Source organism: Streptomyces sp. NPDC089799, assembly GCF_040684755.1.
Lineage (GTDB): Bacteria > Actinomycetota > Actinomycetes > Streptomycetales > Streptomycetaceae > Streptomyces.
In genome coordinates this window covers 14,230-40,984 of record NZ_JBFBGR010000033.1, presented here as the reverse complement: position 1 = coordinate 40,984, position 26,755 = coordinate 14,230, and the positions used below count along the sequence as shown (strand labels likewise).

At 72.5% G+C, this 26,755-nt stretch carries 20 protein-coding genes and 1 pseudogene; 10 read left to right on the top strand and 11 right to left on the bottom strand.

Annotated elements, in window-relative coordinates; genetic code table 11:
- From AB0O36_RS29050 to AB0O36_RS29025, 6 genes and pseudogenes are all read right to left on the bottom strand, one after another.
- On the bottom strand, nt 1–1,278 hold the full coding sequence (locus tag AB0O36_RS29050) for a YncE family protein (protein WP_365115311.1): 1,278 nt from the start codon (nt 1,276–1,278) through the stop codon (nt 1–3).
- A gap of 130 nt (nt 1,279–1,408) precedes the next feature.
- Entirely contained in the window at nt 1,409–2,569 is a 1,161-nt protein-coding gene (locus tag AB0O36_RS29045) for an XdhC/CoxI family protein (RefSeq protein WP_365115310.1), read from the bottom strand.
- 67 nt (nt 2,570–2,636) lie between these two features.
- Nucleotides 2,637–4,100 carry an NCS2 family permease gene (locus AB0O36_RS29040; protein WP_365115309.1) on the bottom strand — a complete coding sequence of 488 codons (1,464 nt, stop codon included), beginning with the start codon at nt 4,098–4,100 and terminating at the stop codon, nt 2,637–2,639.
- A gap of 273 nt (nt 4,101–4,373) precedes the next feature.
- Nucleotides 4,374–6,776, bottom strand: a complete 2,403-nt coding sequence (locus AB0O36_RS29035) for a molybdopterin cofactor-binding domain-containing protein (protein WP_365115307.1) — start codon at nt 6,774–6,776, stop codon at nt 4,374–4,376.
- Between the two features lie 2 nt (nt 6,777–6,778).
- The gene (locus tag AB0O36_RS29030; protein ID WP_365115362.1) at nt 6,779–7,378 is read right to left on the bottom strand and encodes a (2Fe-2S)-binding protein; all 600 of its coding nucleotides are present in this window, start codon (nt 7,376–7,378) and stop codon (nt 6,779–6,781) included.
- Nucleotides 7,379–7,425: 47 nt separating this feature from the next.
- Nucleotides 7,426–7,594: pseudogene (locus AB0O36_RS29025) on the bottom strand (xanthine dehydrogenase family protein subunit M); the annotation flags it as partial.
- 261 nt (nt 7,595–7,855) lie between these two features.
- Between AB0O36_RS29025 and AB0O36_RS29020 the strand changes: the two are divergent.
- Nucleotides 7,856–9,535: a PucR family transcriptional regulator ligand-binding domain-containing protein gene (locus tag AB0O36_RS29020; RefSeq protein ID WP_365115305.1), complete on the top strand. Its 1,680-nt coding sequence runs from the start codon at nt 7,856–7,858 to the stop codon at nt 9,533–9,535.
- Between the two features lie 178 nt (nt 9,536–9,713).
- The gene (locus AB0O36_RS29015; RefSeq protein WP_365115303.1) at nt 9,714–10,490 is read left to right on the top strand and encodes a hypothetical protein; all 777 of its coding nucleotides are present in this window, start codon (nt 9,714–9,716) and stop codon (nt 10,488–10,490) included.
- 144 nt (nt 10,491–10,634) lie between these two features.
- On the opposite strand, the gene AB0O36_RS29010 is transcribed toward AB0O36_RS29015, so the two are convergent.
- Nucleotides 10,635–11,303: a GntR family transcriptional regulator gene (locus tag AB0O36_RS29010; protein ID WP_365115301.1), complete on the bottom strand. Its 669-nt coding sequence runs from the start codon at nt 11,301–11,303 to the stop codon at nt 10,635–10,637.
- Between the two features lie 560 nt (nt 11,304–11,863).
- Here AB0O36_RS29010 and AB0O36_RS29005 point away from each other — a divergent pair.
- Nucleotides 11,864–12,916, top strand: a complete 1,053-nt coding sequence (locus AB0O36_RS29005; RefSeq protein ID WP_365115299.1) for a DUF2637 domain-containing protein — start codon at nt 11,864–11,866, stop codon at nt 12,914–12,916.
- Here the strand turns inward: AB0O36_RS29005 and AB0O36_RS29000 are convergent.
- The 3 genes from AB0O36_RS29000 to AB0O36_RS28990 all read right to left on the bottom strand — a co-directional run bounded on the left by AB0O36_RS29000 (nt 12,913) and on the right by AB0O36_RS28990 (nt 16,066).
- Nucleotides 12,913–13,284, bottom strand: a complete 372-nt coding sequence (locus AB0O36_RS29000) for an ATP-binding protein (protein ID WP_365115297.1) — start codon at nt 13,282–13,284, stop codon at nt 12,913–12,915. The two genes, AB0O36_RS29005 and AB0O36_RS29000, sit on opposite strands and share 4 nt — an antisense overlap.
- A gap of 631 nt (nt 13,285–13,915) precedes the next feature.
- Complete coding sequence (locus tag AB0O36_RS28995; protein WP_365115296.1) at nt 13,916–15,028, bottom strand: ABC transporter substrate-binding protein; 1,113 nt, start codon at nt 15,026–15,028, stop codon at nt 13,916–13,918.
- A gap of 159 nt (nt 15,029–15,187) precedes the next feature.
- Nucleotides 15,188–16,066: a protein phosphatase 2C domain-containing protein gene (locus AB0O36_RS28990; RefSeq protein ID WP_365115294.1), complete on the bottom strand. Its 879-nt coding sequence runs from the start codon at nt 16,064–16,066 to the stop codon at nt 15,188–15,190.
- Between the two features lie 1,754 nt (nt 16,067–17,820).
- Here AB0O36_RS28990 and AB0O36_RS28985 point away from each other — a divergent pair.
- The 3 genes from AB0O36_RS28985 (at nt 17,821) to AB0O36_RS28975 (ending at nt 21,137) form a co-directional block, all read left to right on the top strand.
- On the top strand, nt 17,821–18,804 hold the full coding sequence (locus AB0O36_RS28985; RefSeq protein ID WP_365115361.1) for a helix-turn-helix domain-containing protein: 984 nt from the start codon (nt 17,821–17,823) through the stop codon (nt 18,802–18,804).
- A gap of 399 nt (nt 18,805–19,203) precedes the next feature.
- Nucleotides 19,204–19,602: a PPOX class F420-dependent oxidoreductase gene (locus AB0O36_RS28980; RefSeq protein ID WP_365115292.1), complete on the top strand. Its 399-nt coding sequence runs from the start codon at nt 19,204–19,206 to the stop codon at nt 19,600–19,602.
- A gap of 140 nt (nt 19,603–19,742) precedes the next feature.
- Entirely contained in the window at nt 19,743–21,137 is a 1,395-nt protein-coding gene (locus AB0O36_RS28975) for a DUF2252 domain-containing protein (protein ID WP_365115290.1), read from the top strand.
- Nucleotides 21,138–21,216: 79 nt separating this feature from the next.
- Here the strand turns inward: AB0O36_RS28975 and rsgA are convergent, their stop codons facing one another.
- Nucleotides 21,217–22,365, bottom strand: a complete 1,149-nt coding sequence (gene rsgA, locus AB0O36_RS28970; protein ID WP_365115288.1) for a ribosome small subunit-dependent GTPase A — start codon at nt 22,363–22,365, stop codon at nt 21,217–21,219.
- Between the two features lie 586 nt (nt 22,366–22,951).
- Between rsgA and AB0O36_RS28965 the strand changes: the two genes are divergently transcribed.
- Genes AB0O36_RS28965 through AB0O36_RS28950 form a run of 4 tightly spaced genes read left to right on the top strand, consistent with a single transcriptional unit; the run spans nt 22,952 to nt 26,739 of the window.
- Nucleotides 22,952–25,393, top strand: coding sequence for a nitrate- and nitrite sensing domain-containing protein (locus AB0O36_RS28965; RefSeq protein ID WP_365115287.1), 2,442 nt, complete (start codon nt 22,952–22,954; stop codon nt 25,391–25,393).
- A complete protein-coding gene (locus AB0O36_RS28960; RefSeq protein WP_365115285.1) occupies nt 25,390–25,815 on the top strand; it encodes a roadblock/LC7 domain-containing protein in 426 nt (141 codons plus the stop codon). Before AB0O36_RS28965 ends, AB0O36_RS28960 begins: the two co-directional genes overlap by 4 nt.
- Nucleotides 25,812–26,153 (top strand): DUF742 domain-containing protein, encoded by a 342-nt coding sequence (locus tag AB0O36_RS28955; RefSeq protein ID WP_365115284.1) that lies wholly within the window; start codon nt 25,812–25,814, stop codon nt 26,151–26,153. The genes AB0O36_RS28960 and AB0O36_RS28955 overlap by 4 nt, the downstream gene beginning before the upstream one ends.
- Nucleotides 26,137–26,739: an ATP/GTP-binding protein gene (locus AB0O36_RS28950; RefSeq protein ID WP_365115282.1), complete on the top strand. Its 603-nt coding sequence runs from the start codon at nt 26,137–26,139 to the stop codon at nt 26,737–26,739. The genes AB0O36_RS28955 and AB0O36_RS28950 overlap by 17 nt, the downstream gene beginning before the upstream one ends.
- Nucleotides 26,740–26,755: the final 16 nt, after the last annotated feature.

Here is a 26,755-nt window from a genome sequence, read left to right as displayed (position 1 = left end):
TCAGGACGCTCCCGCGTTCGGGCCGGCCCAGCCGGCCGGCACGTGGCCCAGCCGGACCCGCTGCGGGTGGTCGCCGACGGGGACGGAGACCCGCTTGGTGCCGGTGGCGAAGTCGATGGCCGTCACCCGGTCGGTGCCGCTCTCGGAGATCACGCAGGCGGTGCCGTCCCCGTTGACGGTGGCCCAGTACGGCTTGGAGGCCGGGACCAGCGGCCCCTCGGTCAGGGTGGCCCGGTCGACCACGGTGGCGTAGTCGTCCATGGTCCCGGCGATGCACAGTTTGGTGCCGTCGGGGCTCACGGACATGCCGTGGTGACGGGAATCGTTGACCCAGCTCGTGCGGTCACCGCTGGTGGCCGGGTTCTTCGGGAGGGTCTTGATGCGGGTGATGCGGTCCTCGGCCACGTCGTACTCCACGAAGCCGTTGAAGAACGACACCTGGAAGTACAGCTTGGACTCGTCGGGGCTGAAGGCGTTGGGGCGGATGGAGTCCGACAGGTCGGAGCGGCCGGCGGCGTCGAGGCGTTCGCGCATGTCGACGGTCTTGACGGTGCGGAAGGTCTGCGCGTCCACCACGGTGAACTTCCGGTCGCCCTTCGTCCAGTCCAGCCAGGGCGCGTCGAGGGCGGTGTTGACCTCGCCGATGGAGGCGTTCCAGATCAGCTTCCCGTCGCGGGAGAAGGAGTTCTCGTGCGGCTTGTCGCCGGTGGTGAAGGAGCCGGCCTCGCGGCCGGTGGTGATGTCCAGCACGTGCACGGTGTTGGCGGTGGACGCGGACACCGCGACCCGGGTGCCGTCCGGGGAGACCGCCATGTGGTCCGCGCGGTAGCCGGCGACCGGGAAGCGCCAGTTGATCCGGCCGGAGGCCAGGTCGATCGAGACGACGTCGGCGAAGGAGGGGCGGGAGACCACCACGGCGGAGCCGTCCGGGGTGGTGTACATGTCGTCGGCGAACTGGTCGTGGCCTTCGCCCGCGGTGGTGCGGATGCCCAGGAAGTAGGCGAGCCTGACGGGGTTGAGGTGGATCTCCCGGAGCCGCTCGGCCTTGTCGGGGATCACGTTGATCCGGCCGATGCGGTCCATGTCTCCGGTGGCGGCGAGGACGTCGGCGGTGCCGTCCCAGTTGTTGCCGACGAACAGCACCTGGCGGAGCCCGGCCCGCGCCGCGTCCGGGGCGGCGTCCGGCGGGGTGTCCGCCGCCGCCGGGGCGAGGGCGGTGAACAGGGCGGCCGCGGTCAGCGCGCACACGGCGCGCAGCGGGCGGGGGCGTTGCAGCATCCGGTCAACTCCGTTGGGGGGAAGGAGTGTTACCGGCGGGTAAAAGTAGACGGCATGCGAAAAGGGCGCAAGCCCTTCGGCTGCGCCCTTGGTTCGGTCCGGGGATCGCCCCCGCCCGCGGTGGTCTCCGTCATTCCCGCCAGGTGGGGACGCCCATGCGTCCGGGCGCCGGCTCGGGGAACTCGCGGTGGATCGGGGTGTGCGCGCCGGTGAGGGCGATCCCGCTGCCGCCGCGCCGGTTGGCGACGATCTCGGCGGCGATGGAGATCGCGGTCTCCTCGGAGGTACGGGCGCCCAGGTCCAGCCCTATCGGCGAGCGCAGCCGGCCGAGCTCCAGGTCGGTGACGCCGGCTTCGAGCAGCCGGCGGTTGCGGTCCTCGTGCGTCCGCCGTGAGCCCATGGCGCCGACATAGGCGACCGGGAGGCGGAGGGCGAGCCGGAGCAGCGGGACGTCGAACTTGGCGTCGTGGGTGAGCACGCAGAGCACGGTCCGGCCGTCCACCTCGGTGGACTCCAGGTAGCGGTGCGGCCAGTCCACGACGATCTCGTCGGCGTCGGGGAAGCGGGCCTTGGTGGCGAACACCGGGCGGGCGTCGCAGAGCGTGACGTGGTAGCCCAGGAACCTGCCGACCTTGACCAGGGCGGAGGCGAAGTCGATGGCGCCGAAGACGATCAGACGTGGGGCCGGGACGCTGGACTCGACCAGCACCTTGAGCGGTTCTCCGCAGAGCCCGCCGTCCGCGCCGATCTCCAGCACGCCGGTCCGGCCGGCGTCCAGCATGGCGCGGGCCTCGGCGGCGATGGAGCGGTCCAGCTCGGGGCTTCCGCCGGAGCCGCCCTCGTGGCCGCCTTCGGGGCGGACCAGGACCGGGCGGCCGACGAGCTCGGCCGGGCCGGACGCGACGCGCGCCACGGCGGCCGGCGAACCGGCCGCCGCGGCGGCTATCGCGGTCTCGAAGACGGCCCGCTGGGGGCCGTCCACGAGGACCGGGGTGATCAGGATGTCGATGATGCCGCCGCAGGTCAGGCCCACGGCGAAGGCATCGTCGTCGCTGTATCCGAAGCGCTCCAGGACGGACCTGCCGTCCTCGATCGCCTGCCGGCACAGCTCGTAGACCGCGCCCTCCACGCATCCGCCCGAAACCGAACCGATGGCCGTGCCGTCGACGTCGACGGCCAGTGCCGCTCCGGCCTCCCGGGGCGCGCTCCCGCTGACCGCCACCACGGTGGCGACCGCGAAGTCGCGTCCCTGCTCGACCCACCGGTTCAGCTCTTCGGCGATGTCCAGCATGTCGGCCTCCTCGGAGGTTCGGTTTCAGTATCGGACGCGCGGAGGGTACTCGCGCTCCGGATCAGGCTCAGGCGACGCCGAGCCAGTGCTCGATCGGGTTCAGGGCGAAGAAGACCACGAAGATCGCGGTCAGCGCCCACATGAAGGCACCGATCTCCCGAACCTTGCCCTGCGCCACCTTGATGGCGACCCAGGTGATCACACCGGCGGCGACGCCTGCCGTGATCGAGTAGGTGAAGGGCATGATCACGACGGTCAGGAAGACCGGGATCGCCGTCGCGCTGTCGGCCCAGTCCACGTGGCGGGCGGTCTGCATCATCATCGCGCCGATGACCACCAGGGCCGCGGAGGCGACCTCACCGGGGACCACCTGGGTGAGCGGGGTGAAGAAGAGGCAGGCGGCGAAGAACAGGCCGGTGACGACGGAGGCGAGACCGGTACGAGCACCCTCGCCGACACCCGTGGCCGACTCGACGAACACGGTCTGGCCGGAGCCACCCGCGACACCACCGATGGCACCGCCGGCGCCGTCGATGAACAGCGCCTTCGACAGACCGGGCATGCGGCCCTGGTCGTCGGCGAGCTTGGCCTCGGTACCGACACCGATGATGGTGGCCATCGCGTCGAAGAAGCCCGCGAGCACCAGGGTGAAGACGATCATGCCGACCGTCATGTAACCGACGTCGCCCCAGCCGCCGAAGCTGACGTCACCGAAGAGCGAGAAGTCGGGCAGCGAGATGGCGGAACCGGAGAGGACCGGCGGGCCGTTCTTCCACGCCTTCTCGTCGATGTCGACGACGGCGTTCAGGATGGCGGCAAGGATGGTTCCGCCGACGATGCCGATCAGGATCGCGCCGGGGATCTTGCGGGCCTGCAGCATGAAGATGGTGAGCAGGGTCACGCAGAAGAGCAGGACGGGCCAGCCGGACAGCTCACCGACGGCACCGAGCTGGAGCGGGGCACCGAACTCCGGGCCGCGGCCGACGAAGCCGCCCTTGACGAGGCCGATGATGGCGACGAACAGGCCGATGCCCATGGTGATGCCGTGCTTGAGCGCGAGGGGGATCGCGTTCATGATCATCTCACGGAGGCCGGTGACGACCAGGAGACAGATCACGACACCGTAGAGCACACACATGCCCATGGCCTGGGGCCAGGTCATCTGGGGGGCGACCTGCGAGGCCAGCACACCCGAGACCGAGAGGCCTGCGGCGAGGGCGAGCGGCACCTTGCCTACGAAGCCCATGAGGAGCGTGGTCACGGCGGCCGCGAAGGCGGTGGCCGTGATGAGAGCCTTCTGGCTCATGGTGTCTCCGGCGACGTCCTTGCCGGAGAGCAGGAGGGGGTTGAGCAGCAGGATGTACGCCATGGCCATGAAGGTCGTGATACCGCCACGAACCTCGTTGCCGACGTTGGATCCTCTGTGGGTGATGTGAAAGTACCGGTCGAGCCAAGACTTGCCGGCCGGCGGACGCGAGCCGTCGGCTGCATCTTCCGAGGTGGTCTTGGGCTCCACAGACGACTGGGTCATGGTGCCTAACTCCCAAGGTTCATAGGGGCACCCGCATAGGGGTTTCGAGTTACTGCGGGATTTGGGATGAAACGTTTGGCCGCACGACCCGGGGGACGGCCCGAGACGAAGCGTTCAGTTACTACTGGCACTGCTGGTGTTGCTGGCACTGCGGGTACTTCTGGTACTGCAGGGGGTGAAGCGGTCCGCGAGCGGGGCGGGACTTCGTACTCCGGGCGGTGTGACCGTGAAGTGTGACGTTCCCTGTCACACCGCCCGGAGAGCTCTTCGGTCCTAGAGGGTGCCGGTCAGGGCCTCCGGACGGATGGGCGTCTTGTCGATCTCCAGACCCGTCGCCTGCCGGATCGCCGCGAGGACGGCCGGTGTGGACGACAGGGTGGGCGCCTCACCGAGACCGCGCAGACCGTACGGCGCGTTCGGGTCGGCCAGTTCCAGGACGTCGACCGGGATGGTCGGGGTGTCGAGGATGGTCGGGATCAGGTAGTCCGTGAAGGAGGGGTTTCGCACCTTCGCGGTCCTGGGATCCACGATGATCTCTTCCATGACGGCCACACCAAGACCCTGGGTGGTACCACCCTGGATCTGGCCGACCACGGAAAGCATGTTGAGCGCCTTGCCGACGTCCTGGGCGGTGGCCAGTTCGACGACTTTGACGAGGCCGAGTTCGGTGTCCACTTCGACGACCGCTCGGTGCGCGGCGAAAGTGTACTGGACGTGGCCGTCGCCCTGGCCGGTGACCTGGTCGAACGGGACGGTCGGGCGGTGGCGGAACTCGAGTTCGAGGTCGATCGCCTCGTCCTCGAGGACGTCGGCGATGTCCGCGAGGACCTCGCCGCCGTCGGTGACGACCTTTCCGGCTTCGAGGAGCAGCTCCGCGTGGGCCCACGCCGGGTGGTGGGAGCCCATCTTGCGGCGCCCCATCTCCAGCAGCCTCTCGCGGACGGCCTCACAGGTGTTCTTCACCGCGCCACCGGTCATGTACGTCTGCCGGGAGGCGGACGTCGAACCGGCGGAGCCGACCCGGGTGTCGGCGGGGTGGATGGTCACCTGCTGGACGCCGAGCTCCGTACGGGCGATCTGGGCGTGCACGGTGACACCGCCCTGACCGACCTCCGCCATGGCCGTGTGGACCATCGCGACGGGCTCGCCGGCGATGACCTCCAGGCGCACGCGGGCGGTGGAGTAGTCGTCGAAGCCCTCGGAGAAACCGACGTTCTTGATGCCGACCGCGTAGCCGACGCCCCGGACGACGCCTTCGCCGTGGGTGGTGTTCGACAGACCTCCCGGCAGCGCGCGGACGTCCGCACCCTGTCCGGCGGTCTCCCACTGGCGCTCCGGCGGCAGCGGGCGGGCCTTGACCCGGCGCAGCAGTTCGGCGACCGGGGCCGGGGAGTCCACGACCTGGCCGGTGGGCATCCGCGTGCCCTGCTCCATGGCGTTCAGCCGGCGGAACTCGACCGGGTCCATGCCCAGTTCCGCGGCGAGCTTGTCCATCTGGGCCTCGTACGCGAAGCACGCCTGGACGGCGCCGAATCCGCGCATGGCGCCGCACGGCGGGTTGTTCGTGTAGAGGGCGAGGGCCTCGATGTCCACGTCGTCGATGACGTACGGGCCCACCGAGAGGGAGGCCGCGTTGCCGACGACGGCCGGGGATGCGGAGGCGTAGGCACCGCCGTCGAGCACGATCCGGCACTTCATGTGCGTGATCCTGCCGTCCTTGGTGGCGCCGTGCTCGTACCGCAGCTTCGCCGGGTGGCGGTGCACGTGGCCGAAGAACGACTCGAAGCGGTTGTAGACCATCTTGACCGGCTTGCCGGTGGCCAGGGCCAGGAGGCAGGCGTGGATCTGCATCGAGATGTCCTCGCGGCCGCCGAAGGCGCCGCCGACGCCGGACAGCGTCATACGGACCTTCTCCTCGGGCAGCCCGAGGACCGGGGCGATCTGCCGGAGGTCCGAGTGCAGCCACTGGGTGGCGACGTAGAGGTCGACGCCGCCGTCCTCGGCCGGCACGGCCAGGCCGGACTCCGGGCCGAGGAAGGCCTGGTCCTGCATGCCAAAGGTGTACTCGCCGGTGACGATGACGTCGGCCTTCCCGGCCGCTTCCGCCGCGTTGCCGCGGACGATCGGCTGGCGGTGCACGATGTTCGGGTGCGGCACGTGGCCGGCGTGGTGGTCGCGCCGGTCCGGGTGGATCAGGATCGCGTCCTCGGCCAGAGCGGTCGCCTCGTCGGTGACGAGCGGGAGCTCCTTGAAGTCGATCCTGATCTTGGCCGCGGCGCGGCGGGCGGTCTCCGGGTGGTCGGCCGCCACGAGGGCGATCGGCTCACCGTGGTGACGCACCCGGCCGTGGGCCAGGACGGGGGTGTCCCGGATCTCCAGGCCGTAGTTCTTCGTGTCGGTCGGCAGGTCCGCGTACGTGAGCACGGAGTACACGCCGGGCAGGGCGAGCGCCTCGGAGATGTCGATGTCCACGATCTCCGCGTGGGCGAGGGGGCTGCGCAGGGTCTGGCCCCACAGCATGTCCTCGTGCCACATGTCGGAGGAGTACGCGAATTCGCCGGTCACCTTGAGGGTGCCGTCGGGGCGGAGGGTGGACTCTCCGATGCCGCCCCGGGTCTGCTTCTGGGTGACCTCGGTCGGCGTGCCGGCGGGTGCGGGACGGGTGTTCTGCGCCATGGTCAGACCACCTCTCCCTGACGGGCGGCCGCCAGGCGGACCGCGTCGAGGATCTTCTCGTAGCCCGTGCAGCGGCACAGGTTGCCGGACAGGGCCTCGCGGATGTCCTGGTCGGACGGCGACGGGTTGCCCTCCAGCAGCGCGTCGGCCTGGACCAGCAGACCCGGGGTGCAGAAGCCGCACTGGACGGCGCCGGCGTCGATGAACGCCTGCTGGATGGTGGAGAGCTCCACGCCCTCGCCGGTCTGCGAGTCGGCGCCCTGGGCGGACCAGTGCCTGGCCTCGTCCATGGAGACGCCCCGGCCGCCGCCGCGCGCATCCGCACCGCCGGACCGGCCGTGCTGCTCGCGCTGCCTGGCGTAGTCGGCCAGACCCTCGACGGTCAGGACCTCGCGGCCCTCCGCCTGGCCTGCGGCGACCAGGCAGGAGCAGACCGGGACACCGTCGAGACGGACCGTGCAGGAACCGCATTCGCCCTGCTCACAGGCGTTCTTCGAGCCGGGCAGGCCCAGGCGCTCACGCAGGACGTAGAGGAGGGACTCGCCCTCCCAGACGTCGTCCGCTTCCTGCGGGCGGCCGTTCACAGTGAAATTCACGCGCATGGTCATGCAGCCCTTTCGAGCGGGCAGCCCGTGTGCGGGCCGCGATACCACTCCCGGAGAGGCGCGATGAGGTCGAGGTCGACCGGGGACCCCGGACGGGCGTGACCGAAGCCGATCTCCACCATGAGGTCCGCGCCACCCGCACGGCAGGGCGGCGGGACACTCGGCCTTGACGGCGAGTGCCTCCTCCCTGCGGGCGGGGCGAAGGAAGTCCATTTGCGGCTCTCTTCTGGCGTGGGTAGTACTTGGTGTCGATCACTTCAAGCCACGAGGCCCGGTGGTCTCTGCTCGTCGTTCACGTGGTGTTAACGCGGTGTGGAGCCAGTACACAAGCCGCGCGTCCCCCGGGTGCAGTCACCGAAACCATGAAGCAGTTGGCTGACGACCTCCTTCGTCTTGTAGATTCGTATGAAAGGCAGGATGCAACGACCTGCCCGATTTCCAACGGCAACATCGAGACAGATCGGCGGCGACATCATGCGGCTGCGCGCACTGCTGGAAACCGAGGCGCTGGGGCTGCGGCTGCTGGGCGGCGAGGAAGAACTCGACCGTACGGTCCGCGGAGTCATGACGACGGACCTGAGGGATCCCAGCCGATACCTCTCCGGAGGGGAACTTGTCCTGACCGGACTGGCCTGGAGACGAAATTCAGCCGACTCCGAGCCCTTCGTACGAATCCTCGCCGGCGCCGGGGTGGCCGGGCTCGCGGCGGGCGAGGCCGAACTCGCGGACATCCCCGACGATCTTGTTTCGGCCTGTGTGCGGAACCGGCTTCCGCTGTTCGCCGTCAACGAGAACGTTGCATTCGCCACCATCACCGAATACGTGGTGCGGCAGGTCTCGGGCGAGCGCGCGGGCGACCTCGCGGCCGTCGTGGACCGGCACCGCCGGCTCATGACCTCGGGCCCTGCGGGCGGTGGACCGGATGTGGTGCTGGATCTCCTCACCACCGACCTCGATCTGCGTGCCTGGGTGCTCTCCCCCACGGGCAGGCAGATCGCCGGGGCCGGGGAGCCGCTCACGCCGGGTGTCTGCGCGGCGCTGGCGAGCGAGCACATGGCGGCTGTCCGGACCGGCCGCCGCGGCCCGCACCGGATCTCCCTCCAGGGTATTACCTACTCCCTCTTCCCGATCAGGGGTGTGGGACGGGCCTCCGCGCCGGGCGCCCGGGACGTGCGCGAGAGCGTGCTCTCGGACTGGCTGCTGGCCGTCGAGGCCGACGCCGGCGACTGGCCGGCCGAGCGCCTCGACCTGCTGCAGGGCGTCACCCAGCTGATCGCGGTGGAACGGGACCGCCGGGACGCGGCCCGCACGGTGCGCCGCCGGCTGGCCCAGGAGGTGCTGGAGCTGGTCCAGACGGGCGCGCCGCCCGCCGAGATCGCCGCCCGCCTGCGGGTCGCGGCCCCGGTGCTGCTGCCCGGCCTGGGCACCGCCCCGCACTGGCAGGTCGTGGTGGCCCGGGTCGACTGGGAGGGCGGGGACATCCCCGGCGGCCCGGTCGCCCAGTCCCTGCTGGAGGAGATCCTGGTCGACCCGTCGGTGTCCGGCCCGGAGCCCTCCGACCGGATCGCCGTGGCCCACGCCGGCGACGAGGCCATCGCCCTGGTCCCGCTGCCCGCCCCGGCCGGCGACACCCTCGGCGAGGAGCGCGGCCCGGACAACGCCCTGCACGCCGACGCCCTGCTGGCCGCCGTACGGGAGCCGCTGGCCGCCGGTCTGGCCGACGACGGGCGGCTCACGCTCGGCGTCAGCGCGGCCGTGCACTCCGCGGAGGGTCTGCGCGGGGCGCTGGAGGAGGCCCGGCACGCCCGCCGGGTCGCCGCGGCCCGTCCCGGGCGGGTCTGCGCCGCCGGACACCACGAGCTGGCCTCGCACGTCCTGCTGCTCCCGTTCGTGCCGGACGACGTACGCCGCGCCTTCACGGCCCGCCTGCTGGACCCGCTGCGGGACTACGACCGGCGCCACCGCGCCGAGCTCATCCCGACGCTGGAGGCGTTCCTGGACTGCGACGGGTCGTGGACCCGCTGTGCGACCCGGCTGCACCTGCACGTCAACACGCTGCGGTACCGGGTCGGGCGAATCGAGCAGTTGACGGCCCGGGACCTTTCCCGGCTGGAGGACAAGCTGGACTTCTTCCTCGCACTGCGGATGAGCTGAGGCGATGCCCCCGGGGTCCGCCCCTCCCCCGCGGGCCCCCGCCTGATGAGGTGTCCGAACTTTGTGAAAGAGTTCACCCGACCCCTTGGCCGATCACGCAGATTCGTGCTGTCATTTCGCCCCAGGGCTCAATGACGACGTGATGACACATGCTGCTCGGTTGCTTGGGGAGGGCAATGTGGCGGACACCGCCATGTCGGGTGCAGGGTCCACCGGGGGCGACGACCCCCTCCAGCGGGCGATATGGCGGTTGCGGTCGCGCGGCTGCTGGACCGACGCGGCGGCGCTGCTGACCGCCCGCACGGACGACGCCGGCGCCGCGGTGCAGCGCACCGCGCTGCTGGTGGAACGCTGTCTGTTCACCGGGGTGGGCTGGGCCGAGGCGGAGGACGCCCTGCGCACGGCGGAGGCCGTCGCCTCGGACGACGACCAGCGGGGAGCGGCCGCGTGCGAGCGCGGGCAGCTGGCGTACGCGGCCACGGTGCTGGGCGTACGGGACCGGTCGGACGAGGCCCGCTCGGCACTCGGGCGGGCGGCGGCACTGCTGTCGCCCTCGTCCCGTACGCGGCCGCTGCTGGACTTCCGGCGCGGGCTGGTGGCCGAGCACCTCGCGGACTCGCCGCAGGCCGCACGGCCCGCGTACCGGCGCGCCCACACGGCCGCCGCGGCGGCCGGGGACACCCTGCTGCTGTCGTTCACCTGGCGGCAGCTCGCCGGGCTGGCCCTGCGGGACGGGGAGCTGGCGGAGGCCAGGCACGGCTTCGCCGAATCGCTCCGCATCCGGGAGGAGCTGGGCTTCCTGGTCGGCACGGCGCCGGCACTGGCGGCGCTGGCGGAGGCGGAGCCGGAGCCGGAGGCATCCCGGCTGCGGGCGGAGGCCCGGCGCCTGTTCCACCTCCTGGGCGGCATCCCGACCTGGCTGGCCGACCACCTGCACCCGTCCGCCGCCACCTGACCCCGCAGGGCTGCGCCCCCGCTGTCCTGTGCGGCACCGCCGCCGGGGTGGGGGCGCGGCTCCGCCGGGGCGCCGGCTCGGCCGAGGTGCGGGCAGGCGCTACGCAGGGCGAGATGGGAACCATCGCCCTGCGGGGCGATGGGGTCAGGCGCCGGTGAAGTGTTCGCGGACCAGCGCTTCGACCGTGCCGACCTCGCCCGCGATCAGCGCCTCCAGCAACGCCGCGTGCTCGGCCGCGTCCGCCACCAGATCCGCCCGCCGCCGCCGTGGCACCCCCGCCGACGGCCACTGCGCCCGCCGGTGCAGGTCCTCCGTGACCCGGAGCAGCTGCCCGTTCCCCGACAGCGACAGCACCGCCCGGTGGAACGCCCGGTCCGCCTCCGCGTAATCCGCGAGATCGCCCGACGCCGCCGCCTCACCCGTCACGGCCGCCGCGGGCCGCAGGGACTCCCACGCCTCCGGCGGCACCGTACGGGCCAGCCGCAGCATCACCGGAACCTCCAGCATCGCCCGCACCTCGGCCAGCTCCGCCAGCTCCCGCGGGGTCCGTACGAGCACCCGGAAGCCGCGGTTCGGCAGGCATTCCACCGCCCCCTCCAGCGCCAGCTGCTGCATCGCCTCCCGGACCGGCGTCGCCGAGACCCCGAACCGCTCGCCCAGGGCCGGCCCCGAGTAGATCTCCCCGGGCACCAGCTCGCCCTCCAGCAGGGCCGTGCGCAGCGCGTCGAGGACCTGTTCCCGGACGAAATGCCGCGCCACCTTGCGGCCGGACTGCCGTGGCCGGGGCAGCCGCGCCTGAGCCGCGTCGTGCATCCGGTCCTCCTGGCTGGTCTGGGGTCCGTCAGAGGATAGGCGCAGCGGTGGCGGCAGAAAAAGCAGGCCAGGCGGGTGCACGGGGTCCAGCGGCAGGTCAGGTGACCCTTACTTCAGCACTTCCGGGCCTGTGCACTTCCGGGCTTACGGGCTTCCGGACTCCGGACTCCGGGGCTTCGGGGCTTCGGGGCTTACGGGCTTACGGGCTTCCGGGCTTCCGGGCTACCTCGTGGTGTGCGCACTTCCTCGTGGTGTGCGCGGTCCCCCGGACCGGCGGCGCGCCCGCGTCGTCCCCACGCCGCCCCGGCGTCTCCCCCGCGTACCGCTCCACGCCGTGTTCGGCCGGGAGGCGCGCCCGCCCCAATCCGCCCGTTCGGGTGCCTTCGATTCGAACCCGTACTCCATTGCCCGTGCACGAGTTCGAGCGACAACACCCTATCCGGAGGGCGCCAGACCTCATCAGTGTCCTCTTGCCCCGAAACCCGCGTGCGCCCCGGCCCGCTTCCGCCACTATGGCGCGCGGAAAGCCGATGGGCGCGACGCGACTGTAGGGACACCGGATGAGACTGACCGACATATCGCTGGACTGGCTGCTTCCCGGCAGCCTGCTGATCCTGGGCGTTCTTGCGGCAGTGGCGGTCGTGGCCCGGGGCAAGCGCGAAGGCGACAAGGCGGCGGACGACAGCTGGGAACGGAGCGAGGAGCGCCGGCGGCGTAAGGAGGCCGTCTACGGCACCGCCTCGTACCTCCTGCTCTTCTGCTGTGCGGCCGTGGCCGCCGCGCTCTCCTTCCACGGACTGGTCGGCTTCGGCCGGCAGAACCTGAACCTGTCCGGGGGCTGGGAGTACCTGGTTCCCTTCGGGCTCGACGGCGCCGCCATGTTCTGCTCCGTGCTCGCCGTACGGGAGGCCAGTCACGGCGACGCCGCCCTCGGCTCCCGCCTGCTGGTCTGGATGTTCGCGGGCGCGGCGGCCTGGTTCAACTGGGTGCACGCACCGCGCGGCCTCGGCCACGACGGGGCGCCGCAGTTCTTCGCGGGTATGTCGCTCTCCGCGGCCGTCCTGTTCGACCGGGCGCTCAAGCAGACCCGCCGGGCCGCGCTGCGCGAACAGGGCCTGGTGCCCCGTCCGTTGCCGCAGATCCGGATCGTCCGCTGGCTGCGCGCACCCCGGGAGACCTTCGGCGCCTGGTCGCTGATGCTGCTGGAAGGCGTACGCACGCTGGACGAGGCGGTCGACGAGGTGAGGGAGGACAAGCGGGAGAAGGAGCAGGAGCGGATCCGCAGGCGCGAACAGCAGCGCCGGGAACGTGCCCACATCAGGGCACTGGGCCGCCAGAACCGGGCCTTCGGCCTGCCGCGTGCACGCGGACGGCAGGTGGAGGTTCCGGGACTGGCCTCGGGGTCGGGCTCCGCGCCGGTCGGCGCGGAGCCCGCCATACCGGAAGCGGAGCAACTGCCCGTTCTCCGCAGGCCCTCCCTGCAGGCCGTGCACGGCCACGAGGCGGGTGAGGGCCGCACCGTGGACCTCACCGCCGAGGACGACACCCAGACGATCCCCCGGCTCGACTCCCTGGAGCGGAAACTGAAGGACCTGGAGCAGCAGTTCGGCTAGACCGTTCCGGGGTCACCCGGGTCCAGTTCGAACCAGACCACCTTGCCGCCGTGCACCGGGTCGACGCCCCAGGCGTCGGCCAGTGCCTGCACCAGCATCAGGCCCCGGCCGTGCGTACCGTCGTCGGCGATCGGTACGTACGGCCGGGGTTTGCGCGCGGTGCCGTCCCGGACCTCCACCCGTATCCGGGTGGCGGCGAGCCGGAGGCTGACCTCGGCTCCGTGGTCCGTGTGGACCAGGGCGTTGGTCACCAGCTCCGTCGCCAGCAGCTCCGCCACGTCCGCGGTGTCCGCCCGGCAGCGGTACCGCAACATCTCCCGAAGGTCCCTGCGGACCTCACCCACCGCCTTCAGATCCGCCCGGCGCACCGTCCGAGTGATCTCGGTCCTCGCCCCCGCCCGCACGGCGATGTACCTCCCGTGTCGCGTCGCACCCGTATCGCTTCGAACTGGTCTACGGGATGCATGCCCGCCGGGCGTGACCGCACTCCTCCGGGCCTGTAACAGAGTTACGGAGGCGGGCCGGCCGCACAGGCAGGATCAGGCCATCCGGAGCGTCCGGACCGCCCCTCCGGCCGACCCGGTCCCTCGGCGGAAAGCGCGAAGACGACGGCCGTTTCGGCGCCGGTCCTCGGTGGAATGGACAGTCCACCGGTTCCGGCGACCGCTCCGCCGGAACCGCCCCGGGGGCCGGAATCCGCCCTCCGCCGCCCTGTTGAGCTGCCCGCGCCCGTCCACTCGGACTCGGGGGGAAGCGGCTGCGCGGGCGGCCGCCGCCCCGTCGCGGCCGCGGTATGTGCTTCCGTACGAAGGACGGCCGGAAAGCGCGTCTCCCACTCGCCCGCGCCCGCCGGGGAATTGCCGAAGAGGAGCACTTTGACGGGAACGCCGTACTGCAGCAGGGCGAGGCGAACTCCCACCGGCGGCGAGATCCCGCCGTCACCGGGCACCGGCGCCCTTGACGTTCCGTTCCGGCGGCGGGGCGGTGGGGGGCGATTCCTCAGCCGGTGTGCAGGATCCGGAAGCGATCGGGGTCCGCCGGGTCCCGGTCGGCGACCTGCACCGGCGGCCACGCCCATTGCCATACGCCGATGCCCGGAGCGCGGGAGAACCGGATCCGGCCGCGGGTGCCCTCGACGTCGACGAGCGGCCAGGAAGCGGCAGTGCGATCCCGGTCCGTGCCGTGGGAACGCAGCAGGTCGGCCAGGACGGCGACGGTGTCGTAGCCCTCGAAGGCGACGAAGGAGGGCGCTTCCCCCAGCCGTTCGCGGAGGGCCGTCCCGACCCGCGCGCCGAGCGGGCCGAGTTCTTCCGGCAGATAGCGCAGGAACGGGACCGCAGCACCCTCGCCGCCCGGCCGGCTCCCCCATGCGGCGAATTCCGGCTGACCGGCCGGAGCGCCGATCAGCAGGCCGGGGAGCCGCCGGTCGCGGCGGACGGACCGGACGATCGACAGCGCCGGCTCCGGGTGGCCCACCAGCAGGAGCAGCGCCGTGGCGCGCCGGGCGGCCAGTTCGTCACACACGGCCTCGGGGGTGAGCGCGCTCATGTCGAGTTCGATGACCGTGCCGCCGCGCTGAGCGAGGTGCTCCCGCAGGATGCGGGTCCCGGACTCCCAGTAGACGCTCGGATCGGCCGCCACGGCGATCCTTCCGTGGCCCGCGCCGAGGAGGAAGTCCGCGTAGATCCGCCAGCCGTGGGACTGCGCCGGGGCCAGGCGCGCGACCCATTCCGTCGGCCGTTCGGTGAGCGCGTCGAGCACCGCGGACGAGCAGAGGAAGGGCAGGCCGAGTGCGTCGGCCCGGGCGGCGGCGGTACGCGCGACGACGCTGTGGTACTCCCCCGCCAGGGCCGCCACGCCCAGCCCGGCCAGCTCGTCCACGGCCGCCTCGGCCCGCCGCGGATCGGCCGCGGTGTCCCGGACCACGAGTTCGAGCGGCCTGCCGAGGATCCCACCGCCGTCATTGACCTCGCGAACGGCCAGCTCCAGCCCTGCGAGCAGGTGCCGGCCCGCATCGGTCCAGCCAGGCCTGGACAGCGGAACGAGAGCACCGATCCGGACGGAAGCCCCGTCAGCCGATTCCGTACCGGTGTGCAGTTGTGGCGTGTTCATGCGCTGGCGTCTCCCGGCTGACGGTTCGGTTGCGGGCCATTGCAACCACCCGGCCGGGCAACGGGCAACCGATTATTCACCCACGCCTTCCGGCTCTCTCCCCTCCCCGCCTCTCCCCTCCCCGCCTCTCTCCTCTTCCACTTCTCTCCCCGTCCACCGTTACGCCTCCCAGAGCGCGGCGGCGGTCCGGTCGTCGGCGTAGCCCTTGAGCCGGAGTTGGGTGTCGGCGAGGAAGGCGGCGAGGCCGGGCGGCTCGGTGCCGGTCCAGCGCACCGCGAGCTCCGCCGGGAGGAGGGGTTCCTCGCGCATCGGCGCGGCCAGGCCGCCCGAGCAGAGCAGCAGGGCGTCGCCCGGCCGCGCCACGGCGGCCCGGAACCGGAACCCGCCTTCGGCGGCCGGGCCGGGCGGCTCCAGGTCCTCCCACCCCCCTGCCCGGAGCCGGAACAGCCCGCCCGGTCCGCTGCCGAAGCTCACCCGGGTCCGGCACTCGGGGTCGATGGGCAGCAGCAGGCAGCGCAACCCGGCCGTGTACGCGGCCTCGTCGAGCCCCAGCTCGGCGGCACGGGCCCGCAGCCGGCCGAAGCCGCGGTCGGTGAGCCGCTGAAGGCCGGAACGCAACGCGTCCCGGCGGCCGGAACGGATGTCGTCGCCGAGGCGGCCCTGGCTGCGGCCGACGGCACCGGCGACCCAGCGGCACAGCTCGGCGGCGGCCTCCTGGGCGCCTTCGGCGGCCCGGTCCCCGCCGGCAATGGCCACCAGCACCAGCGAGTCGTCCCCGGTCCCGAAGCGCGCGGTGAGCAGGAAGTCCCGGCGCGCCTCCCCCCGGTACCGGGCGGAGTCGCCGCGCACGGAACCGGCCCGCAGGGTGCTCCCCCCGTAACGCGCGCCCTCCAGCACGGTGTCCGGCACGAGCGCGTCCAGCGCGGCGGGGTCGGTGACGGGCAGGGCCCCCGGCTCCGCGGCGTAGGTGGGAGCCCGGTCCCCGAGGTGCCGTACCGCGGGCCGGGCCGCCCCTGCCGCCCCGAACGGGTCCTGCACGGGCGGCACCGTGACCGCCCCGAGCGCATATCCGGTGGCCCCGGGCTCACCCCGGGGATCGACCGCTTCCCGCCGCCCCCGCCCCCGCTCCGGCGCGGCCACGGCTCCGCCCGCACCCTCGCCCGGCGGCTCCGCCGCGGGCGGGCGGGGGGACGAGGGCTGCCGGGGGGACACGGGCCGCCCTGCCGGCTCCCGTACGGGAACGGCCGCCGTCGCCGCGAAGGGCCCCGGCACGGCGGGCTTCCGCACGGAGGGGGTTGGGTCGGCGGAAGTCCGGTCGGCGGAGGTCCGGTCGGCGAGGGTTCCGCCGGCGGGGGCCCCGTTGGCTGGTGTCCCGTCGGCGGGGGCGTCCGCCGGTGCCGGCAGGAGACCGGCCGAGGGGGGATCGACGGACGGGAGACCGGCGGACGAGGGACCGGCCGACGAGGGACCGGCCGACCGGGGATCCACTGCCCTGGGATCGGCCGGGTCGGGACCGGCCGGACCGGGACCGAGTGCACCGGGATCGGCTGGAACGCGATCGGCTGGACCACGATCGACCTGGCCCCTACCCGCAGGGCTCGGACCGGCAGAGCTCGGACCGGCAGAGCTCGGACCCGCAGGGCTCGGACCCGCAGGGCTCGGACCGGCAGAGCTGGGACTGGCAAAGCTGGGACCGGACTGACCTGAATCGGCGGGACCGGGCCGAGCAGTACCGGAATGGGCAGAGCTCTCACCTGTCGCACCGCTCGCGCCCGTCGCACCGCTCACACCCGAGGCACCGCTTTCGCCCGCGGCACCGCATTCGCCCGCGGCACCGCATTCGCCCGACGCATCGCTCTCGGCGGACTCCGTTCCGGTTTCTCGTCCGGTGGAGCCCGGGACCGGGCCGGGTCCGGCCTCAGCCGTGCGTGCCGCGGGAGCCTCCGGACCCGGCGTGCCGGCCGCGCCGGAACCGAAGGCCGGGGACGCCGGAGCGGCATCGGGCTCCGCCGGAACGGAGCCGGGAGGCCGTGTTCCCGGAGCAGGAGCGCCGTAGAGCATGGACCAGGCCGAGCCGAAGCGGGTCTCCAGGGTGTCCGCCGGGTCGTCGTCGGCGGCGGGTCTGGGGCCCGGGAGCAGGGGGAGGCCCGACGGGGCGGCCCACCCGGGTGCCGCACGCGGGTCCGCCGGACCCTGCGCGCCGCCGGGTGCGCCCGGCGGATCCGCGCCGAATGCCTCCGGCGGTCCCTCGCCGGGCTCGCTCGCCCCTCCGGGCCTTCCGGGCCTTCCGGGACCGTCGTGCCGTTCCTCGACGGGTCCTCCCGAGCGGTCCGCGCCGGATGCCTCCGCCGGGTCCTCGTAGAGCTTGTGCCACCAGTCCTGTGGGTCCGCGTCCCCCTGCTGACTCATGCCCCTCAGTGTCGGCCGTCCGGGGGGTCCGGCACACCGGAACGGCGGAAAGGGGTCCCGATGGGCGAACGTCCGTCGGGACCCCTCCCCGCCGTGCCGAACGCATCACCGGACGTAGCACATCCACACGATCGGCGATATCGGACACATCGCCCTACCCGGCCGAAAGCGGCCAACAGTCGTACCGAGCCGCAAAGTTGCCGCACAAATGGCTCACGAACGGCTCATGGATGGCTCATGGACGGCTCGCGCCCGGCAGATGTTCGGTGTTGCGGTGGCAAGACCTTGTCGGAGGGGCGGGGGGTGCGGTGATGATGTCCGCGGCGGGTTTGCGCCGTGGCCTCTTCCCGCCATCAGAGCGGGCCGGATGTGGGGTGGACGGGTTGCTGGGTGCGATAGGTCTGGACGAGGGCCAGGAGTCGGCTTACCGGGCGCTGGTGGCGCTGGGTGCTGCGGAGGTGCCGGACCTGGCACACCGACTGACCCTGCCCGTGCCACAGACGGAACGGGCCTTGCGGCACCTGGAGCGGCACGGCCTGGCAGCGCAGTCCTCGGCACGGCCGGGCCGTTGGGTGGCGGCCCCGCCGGGGGTGGCCCTGGGCGCGCTCCTCACCCGGCAACGGCACGATCTGGAGCAGGCGGAAGCGGCGGCGGCGCTGCTGGCCGAGGAGTACCGCGCGGAGGCGACGGAGCCGGCCGTGCACGACCTGGTGGAGGTGGTGACGGGCGCGAGCGCGATCGCGCACCGCTTCGTACAGCTCCAGCGGGGGGCGGTGGAGGAGGTGCGCGCACTGGTGACCGGCCGCCCCCAGGTGCCGACGGGCCCGGACGACGACACGGAGGACCGGGCTGCGGGCAGTGGGGTCCACTACCGGGTGGTGATCGAACGCGACGTCCTGACCGATCCGGACGGCCTGCGCGAAGCGCAGGTGGCCCTGGCCCGCGGCGAGCAGCTCCGGGTGGTCCCGGAAGTCCCCACGAGACTGGTGATCGCGGACCGCGCCCTGGCCATGGTCCCGCTGACCGGCCGCGGCACGGAACCCGCGGCACTGGTGGTGCACGCATCGGGGTTGCTGGAGTCCCTGCTCGGGCTGTTCGAGGCGGTATGGCGGGACGCGCTGCCGCTCCGGTTGGGGGGCGCTGACGGAACGGTCGCGGAATCCCCGGCCTGCCCGGACGGCACGGACCTGGTGATCCTCTCCTTGCTGCTGGCGGGCATGACGGACGCGAGCGTGGCCAAGCACCTGGAACTGGGCCTGCGGACAGTACAACGCCGGGTCAAGGGCCTGATGGAACTGGCCGGAGTGACGACCCGCCTCCAACTGGGCTGGCACGCGTACGAACGCGGCTGGGTGGCCCGCCATTGAGAACCGGAGGAGGAGAAGGAGAAGGGAGAAAGGAGAAGGAGGAAGGAGAGTGAGAGGGCGGGTGCAGCAACGGGACTCCGCCTGAACGGGACGGGAGAGCGAGGCGGCGTCGGGGCACCGACCCCACTCCCCTGGACGGAACCGGTCGGCGGGTGGGGTCGGGGGTGTGCCGCGGCTCCGCCTGGACGGCATCAGGTGGTGCCCGGGGGCTGCCCGTCAGTCCAGGCAAAGCCCCGGCACACCCACACCCCCGCTCAGGGGAAGAGCGGGCCGTGGCATGGGGGCCGTACCCCCCTCCCCCCTTCCCCCGTCCCCGCCCCGCCTCCGACCTTCGGCGTAGGGCCCGGCTCCGACCGCGGACCGATGGAAAAGAGGCGTGGGGACGGTGAGGCTGTTCCCATGAGGGATTTCGACGGATTCAGCGCAGCCGAGCTCGACTACTTGCGGTCCCAGCACCTCGGGCGGCTCGCCACCGTGGACGCTGCCGGGCAGCCCCAGGTGAATCCGGTGGGTTTCTTCCCACAGGAAGACGGCACGGTCCTGGTGGGCGGGATGGCCATGGGCAAGACGAAGAAATGGCGCAATCTGCAGGACAACCCGCGCCTGGCCCTGGTCGTGGACGACCTGGTCAGCACCCGGCCGTGGCGGGTGCGGGGCATCGAGATCCGCGGTACGGCCACGCTGGAGACCGGCCCGCACTCCCTCGGACCCCACTTCAGCCCCGAGGTGATCCGGATCCGTCCGGATCGGGTCCACGCCTGGGGGCTGGAGACCGGGCAGGGGGAGGAAGGCAGCTGACCTCGGCCCCCGCGCCGCCCTGACCCGGCACCCGACTCCCGGCACCCGCCACCCCCCACCCGCCACCCCGCCGAGGTGCGCTCTCACCGCCCTCCGCACACGCTGGGAACGTGGACGCGGCGGGAGGAGACGGCATGGCCATGGCCAGTCCAGCGGAGCGGGCGCAGCGGGGCCGGGCGACCCGCAAGCGGGTCAGTCGGCGCGCGCACGGGCAGTGGTCCCCGGCGTCGGACCGGCCCGATCCGATCGGCGTGCTGGTGGAGCAGGGCACGGACCGGGTGCAGGAGCTGCTGCCCATCAGGTACGGACGGATGTCGGCCTCGCCGTTCGCCTACCTGCGCGGTTCGGCCGCGGTGATGACCGGGGACCTGGCCTCCACCCCGCACACCGGGTTGATCGTCCAGCTGTGCGGTGACGCGCACCTGCTGAATTTCGGCGTGTTCGCCTCACCCGAGCGGGCCATGCTCTTCGACCTCAACGACTTCGACGAAACGCTGCCCGGGCCGTTCGAGTGGGATGTGAAGCGGCTCGCCGCGAGCGTCGCCGTGGCCGCCCGGGAGAACGGGCACGGCGACGAGGCGGCCCGGGGTTCCGCCCTCGAAGCGGTCCAGGCCTACCGGCTCTCCATGCGGCGTCTGGCCGGCCAGGGTGAACTCGACGTCTGGTACGAGCGCATCGGTACGGACGAGGTCTTCGCGCTCGCCCAGGGCATCGCCCGCGAGCGGGTCGAGGCGAACCTGAGCCGGGCCCGGCGGCGCACCAGCCTGCAGGCCCTCGCCAAGCTGACCGAGAAGCGGGACGGCCGGATCCGCATCATCGACGATCCGCCGCTGCTGCAACCGGTGACCGAGGACGAGGCCAAGATCGTGGGCACGACGTTCCGGCAGTACCGCGACACGCTCCCCGAGGAGCGGCGGATGCTGCTCGACCGCTACCACTTCGTCGACGCGGCGCGGAAGGTCGTCGGGGTGGGGAGCGTCGGGACCCGCTGCTTCATCGTGCTGATGAGCGGCCGCGACGACGCCGACCCGCTCTTCCTGCAGATCAAGGAGGCCGTCCCCTCCGTTCTCGAGGCCCATCTGCCCGTTCCCACCGTGCAGGAGCAGGAGCAGGGAGGGGACCAGGGGGACCTCGGGTACCGGCACCCCCGGTACGACCATCACGGCCACCGGGTCGTCGCAGGTCAGCGGCTGCTGCAGGCCGCCGGCGACATCTTCCTCGGCTGGGTGACCGGGCCGGCCGGACGGCACTTCTACAACCGGCAGCTGCGTGACATGAAGGGGGCAGCGGTCGTGGAAGCCATGGCGCCGACAGGGCTGCGCCGGTACGCCGCCCTGTGCGGTACGGCGCTGGCCCGGGCGCACGCCCGGTCCGGCGACCGGATCGCCATCGCCGGCTACCTCGGTGCGTCGGACGTCTTCGACCGTTCCGTCGCCGACTTCGCCCTGGCGTACGCCGACCTCACCCGCGCCGACCACGCCCTGCTCGCGAAGGCCATCGCCGACGGGACGGTCCCCGCCACCCCGGGCGTCTGACCGGGGCGGCGGGGAAGGCCGCGGGGAAGGCGGCAAGGCTGGCCGCGAGGATTGCGGCGGGGGTTGCGGCGGTGACCGGTCAGCCCCGGCCGCCGCGCTTCGCCTCGTAATTGGCGCGGCCCTCGGCGCCGCGGAGGCGCCATTCGCGGCGGATCTCCGCCCGGAGGCGGGCGTCCGTCTTCGCCACGATCCACTGGTTCTCGCGCTGCAGCTTGCGGTAGCTGTCCAGGCGCCGCTCCGCCAGTTCGCCGCGGTCCACCGCGTCGCGCACCGCGCAGCCCGGCTCCGCCTCGTGGGCGCAGTCGTGGAAGCGGCACTGCCGGGCGTAGTCCTCGATCTCCGAGAACACCTGGCCGACCCCGGTCTCCGCGTCGTACAGGCCGACGCCGCGCAGTCCGGGGGTGTCGATCAGCACGCCGCCGCCGGGCAGGAGCAGCAGGTTGCGGGTGGTGGTGGTGTGGCGGCCCTTGCCGTCGATGTCGCGCGTGGCCTGCACCTCCATCACGTCCGCGCCGAGCATGGCGTTGGCGAGGGTGGACTTGCCCGCGCCCGAGATGCCGAGCAGCACGCTGGTGCCGCCCGCCACCACCGCGCCGAGCACGTCCATGCCCTCGCCGGTGAGCGAGGACACCGTCAGCACCTGCACCCCGGGTGCCGTGCCTTCCACGTCCTGGACGAGGTGCGCGAGCGTGACCGGGTCCGGTACGAGGTCCGCCTTGGTGAGTACGACCAGCGGCTGGGCGCCCGATTCCCAGGCCAGGGCCAGGAACCGTTCGATCCGGCCGAGGTCCAGCTCCACCGCGAGCGAGACGGCGACGATGGCGTGGTCGACGTTCGCGGCGAGGATCTGGCCGTCGGACCGCTTGGAGGAGGTGGACCGGACGAACGAGGTCCGGCGCGGCAGGTACGTCCGTACGTACCGGGGGTCGCCGGCGCCGTCGGGGTCGACGGCGGCCCAGTCACCGGTGCAGATGACCCGGAGCGGGTCGTGCGGGGTGACGAACGACGTGTCCGCGCGGACGATGCCGTCCGCCGTCATGACGTCGCACTGCCCGCGGTCGACCCGTACGACCCGGCCGGGGAGCAGGCCCTGGGCGGTGTAGGGGGCGAACTCGGCCGCCCAGCCTTCGTCCCAGCCGCAGTCGGTGAGGGCGTGCTCGGTGCCGGGAGTGGACGCGTGGGAGGTGAACGCGTCGGGGGTGGACGTGTTGGGGGAAGCGTTGAACAAGGGGAACCCTTCGAAGGGTGGCCCCGGCGGCGCGCTCTGCGCGCGGAAGTCGAGTGGGTGTCAGCCGGAGACCACGGGGGTGGAAGCGATGAACTCCTGAATGCGGGCAGTGCCCGTCACCACGACAGTCATCAATGTCCTCACCTCCGGCTTCTTCTCCACGAACCAACACCGTGCGGACCGACATGGCACGGACCGACACCTTGCGGACCGACACCGTGCAGATCAAGACCGCACGAACACCGCTCGCTCGGGAGCGGATGTGCAGGACCCTAGCCCGGCGCGGGGCGGGGCACCACCGATTTAATCCGCGGCTGCCCGGCCGCGCGGATCCGACGCGATGTCCACATCGTGGACAACCGGTCTCCCGTCGGGCCGTACGGTGAGTCGCGCCCGGACCTGCGGGAACGCCCGGCGGCCGGCCTCCGTCGTCAATCCCACAACCACATGATCACGTGACCGGGCGTCCTGAGCCTCGTTGGGATTGACGCTGGCTGATCCAGCGTCAGAGCCATCCCCTTCCGAAAGCTCAGCAATGGACACAGAGAACCCGTCCACGCGGCCCGGCCGCTTAAGGGGCGCCGTCTTGACGACGGTCGCCCCACGGACGATCCGCGCCAAACTCGTCCGCATCCTCGTCGTGGCCGTCGTCCTGCTGCTCACCCTGCTCGGCCTCTCGGCCGCCCAGCAGGTGGGCGACTACCGCAACGCGGCCAGGACCGCGTCGAACGCCGAACTCGCCATCGAGGTACAGGACTTCATCCACGAACTCCAGAAGGAACGCGGCATCACCGTCGGACGCGTCGCCGGCGTCGACCGCTTCCGCGCCATGCTGCCGGCCCAGCGCGCCGCCACCGACGCCGCCCGGCGCGGCCTCGCCGACCACGAGCGCCACGGCGACAGCGGCTCCGCCGCGTCCGTGCGCACGGCACTGAAGCGACTCGACGGGCTGGCCGCCGTACGCGCCTCCGCCGACCGGGGCACCGCCGACGTCAACGGGACCATCGGCTGGTTCACGGACGCCATCACCTCCCTCAACCAGCTCGGACTGGGCCTCCACGAGGTCCGCGACGACAAGCTCCGCTCCGCCTTCCAGACCCTCCAGGTGCTCGGACTCGCCAAGGAGTACACCGGTGAGGAGCGGGCGATCGTCCTCGGTTCGGTGCGCGCCGGCCGATTCCGCGGCGACGCCTACCCCCGTTTCCTGGCCGCCCGCGCCGCCCGCCTCGACGAACTGCTCGTCTACCCCCAGTGGGCCACTCCCGAGGAGGAGCGCCGCCTCGACGAGGCCCTGCGCACGCCGCAGGCGCTCGCCTTCCTCGCGCTGGAGAAGACCGTCGCCGACGGCGTCGGCCAGCTGCCGGCGGAGAAGATCACGCCCACGGCGTGGTGGGACGCCTCGACGGCCACCATCGACGGCCTGCGCACCGTGCAGAGCACGCTCGGTGCCGACATCCAGGCCCGCGCCGACAGCACGGAGCAGGACGCCACCCGCGCCCTCGCCCTGTTCGCGCTGCTCGCCCTCGGCTCGATCGCCCTCCTCGGCGGCCTCGCCGTCGGCTGCGCCCGCGCCGTGTCCCGGCCGCTCGCCAGCCTCACCCGCCAGGCGCGCGACATCGCCGAGAACCGGCTGCCCGCCGCCGTCGCACGCGTACAGGCTTCCTCCGGGCACCGGCCGGAGCCGCTCGGCTCGCTGGACCTGCCGCCGGACACCGGCACCGAGATCGCCCTGGTGGCCGATGCCTTCGAGCATTTGCAGCAGGCGGCCTACGACCTCGCGACCGAGCAGGCGGTGCTGCGCCGCAACGCCACGGAGTCGCTGGTCAACCTCGGCCGCCGCAACCAGAACCTCGTACGGCGCCAGATCAGCTTCATCAACAAGCTGGAGCACGAGGACGCCGACCCGGCCACGCTGGGCAACCTCTTCGAGCTCGACCAGCTCGCCACCCGGATGCGCCGCAACGCGGAGAGCCTGCTGATCCTGGCCGGCGAGGCCAGCCCGCGCCCGTGGTCCACGCCGCTGTCGGTCACCGACGTCATCCGCGCCGCGCTGTCCGAGGTCGAGGAGTACCGGCGGGTGACGCTGCGCCGGGTGGACTCCGCGTACATCAGCGGCAGTGTGGTCGCCGAGGTGGCCCACCTGCTCGCCGAGCTGGTCGAGAACGCGCTCAGCTACTCGCCGCCGGTGACCGACGTGGAGATCGAGGGCCGCCGTACCAGTGCCGGCTATCTGGTGGCCATCGTCGACCACGGCACGGGCATGGAGCCCCGCGCCATTGCCGAGGCCAACGTCCGGCTCTCCGGTTCCGCCACCTTCATGGCCGAACCGACCCGCTTCCTCGGCCACTTCGTGGTCGGTGCGCTGGCCCGCAAGTGCGGCATCGAGGTCCGGCTCGGCGAGGCCCCCGCGGCCGGAACCGTGGCCCGCGTGCTGCTGCCCCACGGCCTGCTGACGGATCCGGCGTCGCCGGGCGCCCCGAAGCCGGACGCGAAGGCCGACGAGAAGGCGGACGTGCAGCCGGCAGCGCAGCCGTCTCAGGGGGCGAAGGGGAGGAAGGGGGCCGCCCCCGTGCCGGACGGGCCGGACGGAGCCGCGTCCCTGCCCTCGCCCCGCTCCGCCCCCGACGCCGCACCGGCCGCCGGCCGGCCCGTGGCTGGCTCCGTGGACGACGCCCCGGCGGAACCGGACGCGGCGGAGTCCGCCACGGCACCGGTCCGGGCCGTCCCGGCCGTCCCCGAACCCGGCCCCGCCGCCGACCCCGGCCCGCGCGGCACGTGCGCGGCGCGCACCCGCAACGGCCTGGTCAAGCGGCCCAAGCGCAGCGCCATCCCCTCCGCCGTCAGCGAGACGGCACAGCCGCGCTGGCAGCAGGAGTCCGAGCCGAACCCGGACCGCACGCCCGACCAGGTGTCCGGGATGCTCTCGACGCTCCGCAGCGCCCACATGCGGGGGGCGATCAGCGTCGAGAAGGAGAAGCAGACCGCGCAGAAGCCGCAGCAGCGCGCCGGGAAGGGTGATGAGAAGTGACCGTCGACCTGCACAACGACACGCAGACCTTCAACTGGCTGCTGGCGAACTTCGTCCGCAAGACGGACGGGGTCCGCGACGCGGTCGCGGTCTCGTCCGACGGCCTCCTGATCGCCGTCTCGGACGGTCTGGGCCGTACGGACGCCGACCATCTCGCGGCGGTCGTCTCGGGCCTGTCGAGCCTCGCGCGCAGTGCGTCCCGGCGCTACGACTTCGACCGGTTCAAGCTCATCATGATCGAGATGGGTCGGGGCTTCCTGCTCGTCTCGGCGATCCGCGACGGCAGCTGCCTGGGCGTGCTCGCCGACAGCAGCGGTGAACTCGGCCTGGTCGGCTACGAGATGGCCGTGCTCGCGGAGCGGACCGGGGACCTGCTCAACCCGGCCCTCATCGCCGACCTGCGCCAGGGCCTGCCGCGATGAGCGAGGAAGCCGACGACGACGCGCTCTTCGTGCGGCCGTTCATCATGACCGGCGGCCGGGTGGAGCCGCTGCACGACGGGCTGCGGCTGGAGACGCTCGTCGTCGCCGCGGCCGGCGCGCAGACGGAGACGCTGGAGTTCGAGCGCCGGCGGATCGTGGCGCTGTGCGCCGAGCCGGCGACGGTGGCCGAGGTGGCCACCCGGATCGGCGTACCGCTGGGCGTGGCGAAGGTGCTCATCGCCGACCTGGTGGTCGGCGGGCTGCTGGTCTGCCAACAACCCAAGGAGCTACCGCTCCACGTCCTGGAGAGGATCAGGGACCATGTTCGGGCGCTCTGACAAGGCCGTGCCCCTCGCTGTGAAGATCGTGGTCAGCGGCGGACTCGGCGTCGGGAAGACCACGTTCATCGGCGCGATCTCGGAGATCGAGCCGCTGGACACGGAAGCCGCGATCACCCAGGTGTCGGTGGGGGTCGACTCCCTCGTCGGGGTGGAGAACAAGACCACGACGACCGTCGCCCTGGACTTCGGGCGGATCACCCTCGACCCGTCGATCGTGCTGTACCTCTTCGGCACGCCCGGGCAGGACCGCTTCTCCTTCCTGTGGGACGACCTCGTCGAGGGCGCCCTGGGCACGATCGTCATCGCCGACACCCGCCGCATCGAGGACTCCTTCCCCGCGCTCGACTTCTTCGAGGAGCGCGGCACTCCGTTCGTGCTGGCCGTCAACCACTTCGACGGCGCGCACCACTTCGACCTGGAAGAGGTGCGCGAGGCCCTCGACCTGGGCGACGAGGTGCCGGTGCTCCTGCTGGACGCCCGCAACCGCGGCTCGGTGCGGGACGTCCTGGTGGCCCTGATGGACCTCGTCGTGCAGAGGCATGCGGCGGGCACCCCGCGCAGATCGTGGGAGCTCGCCCGCTGAGTGGCGACACCACCGG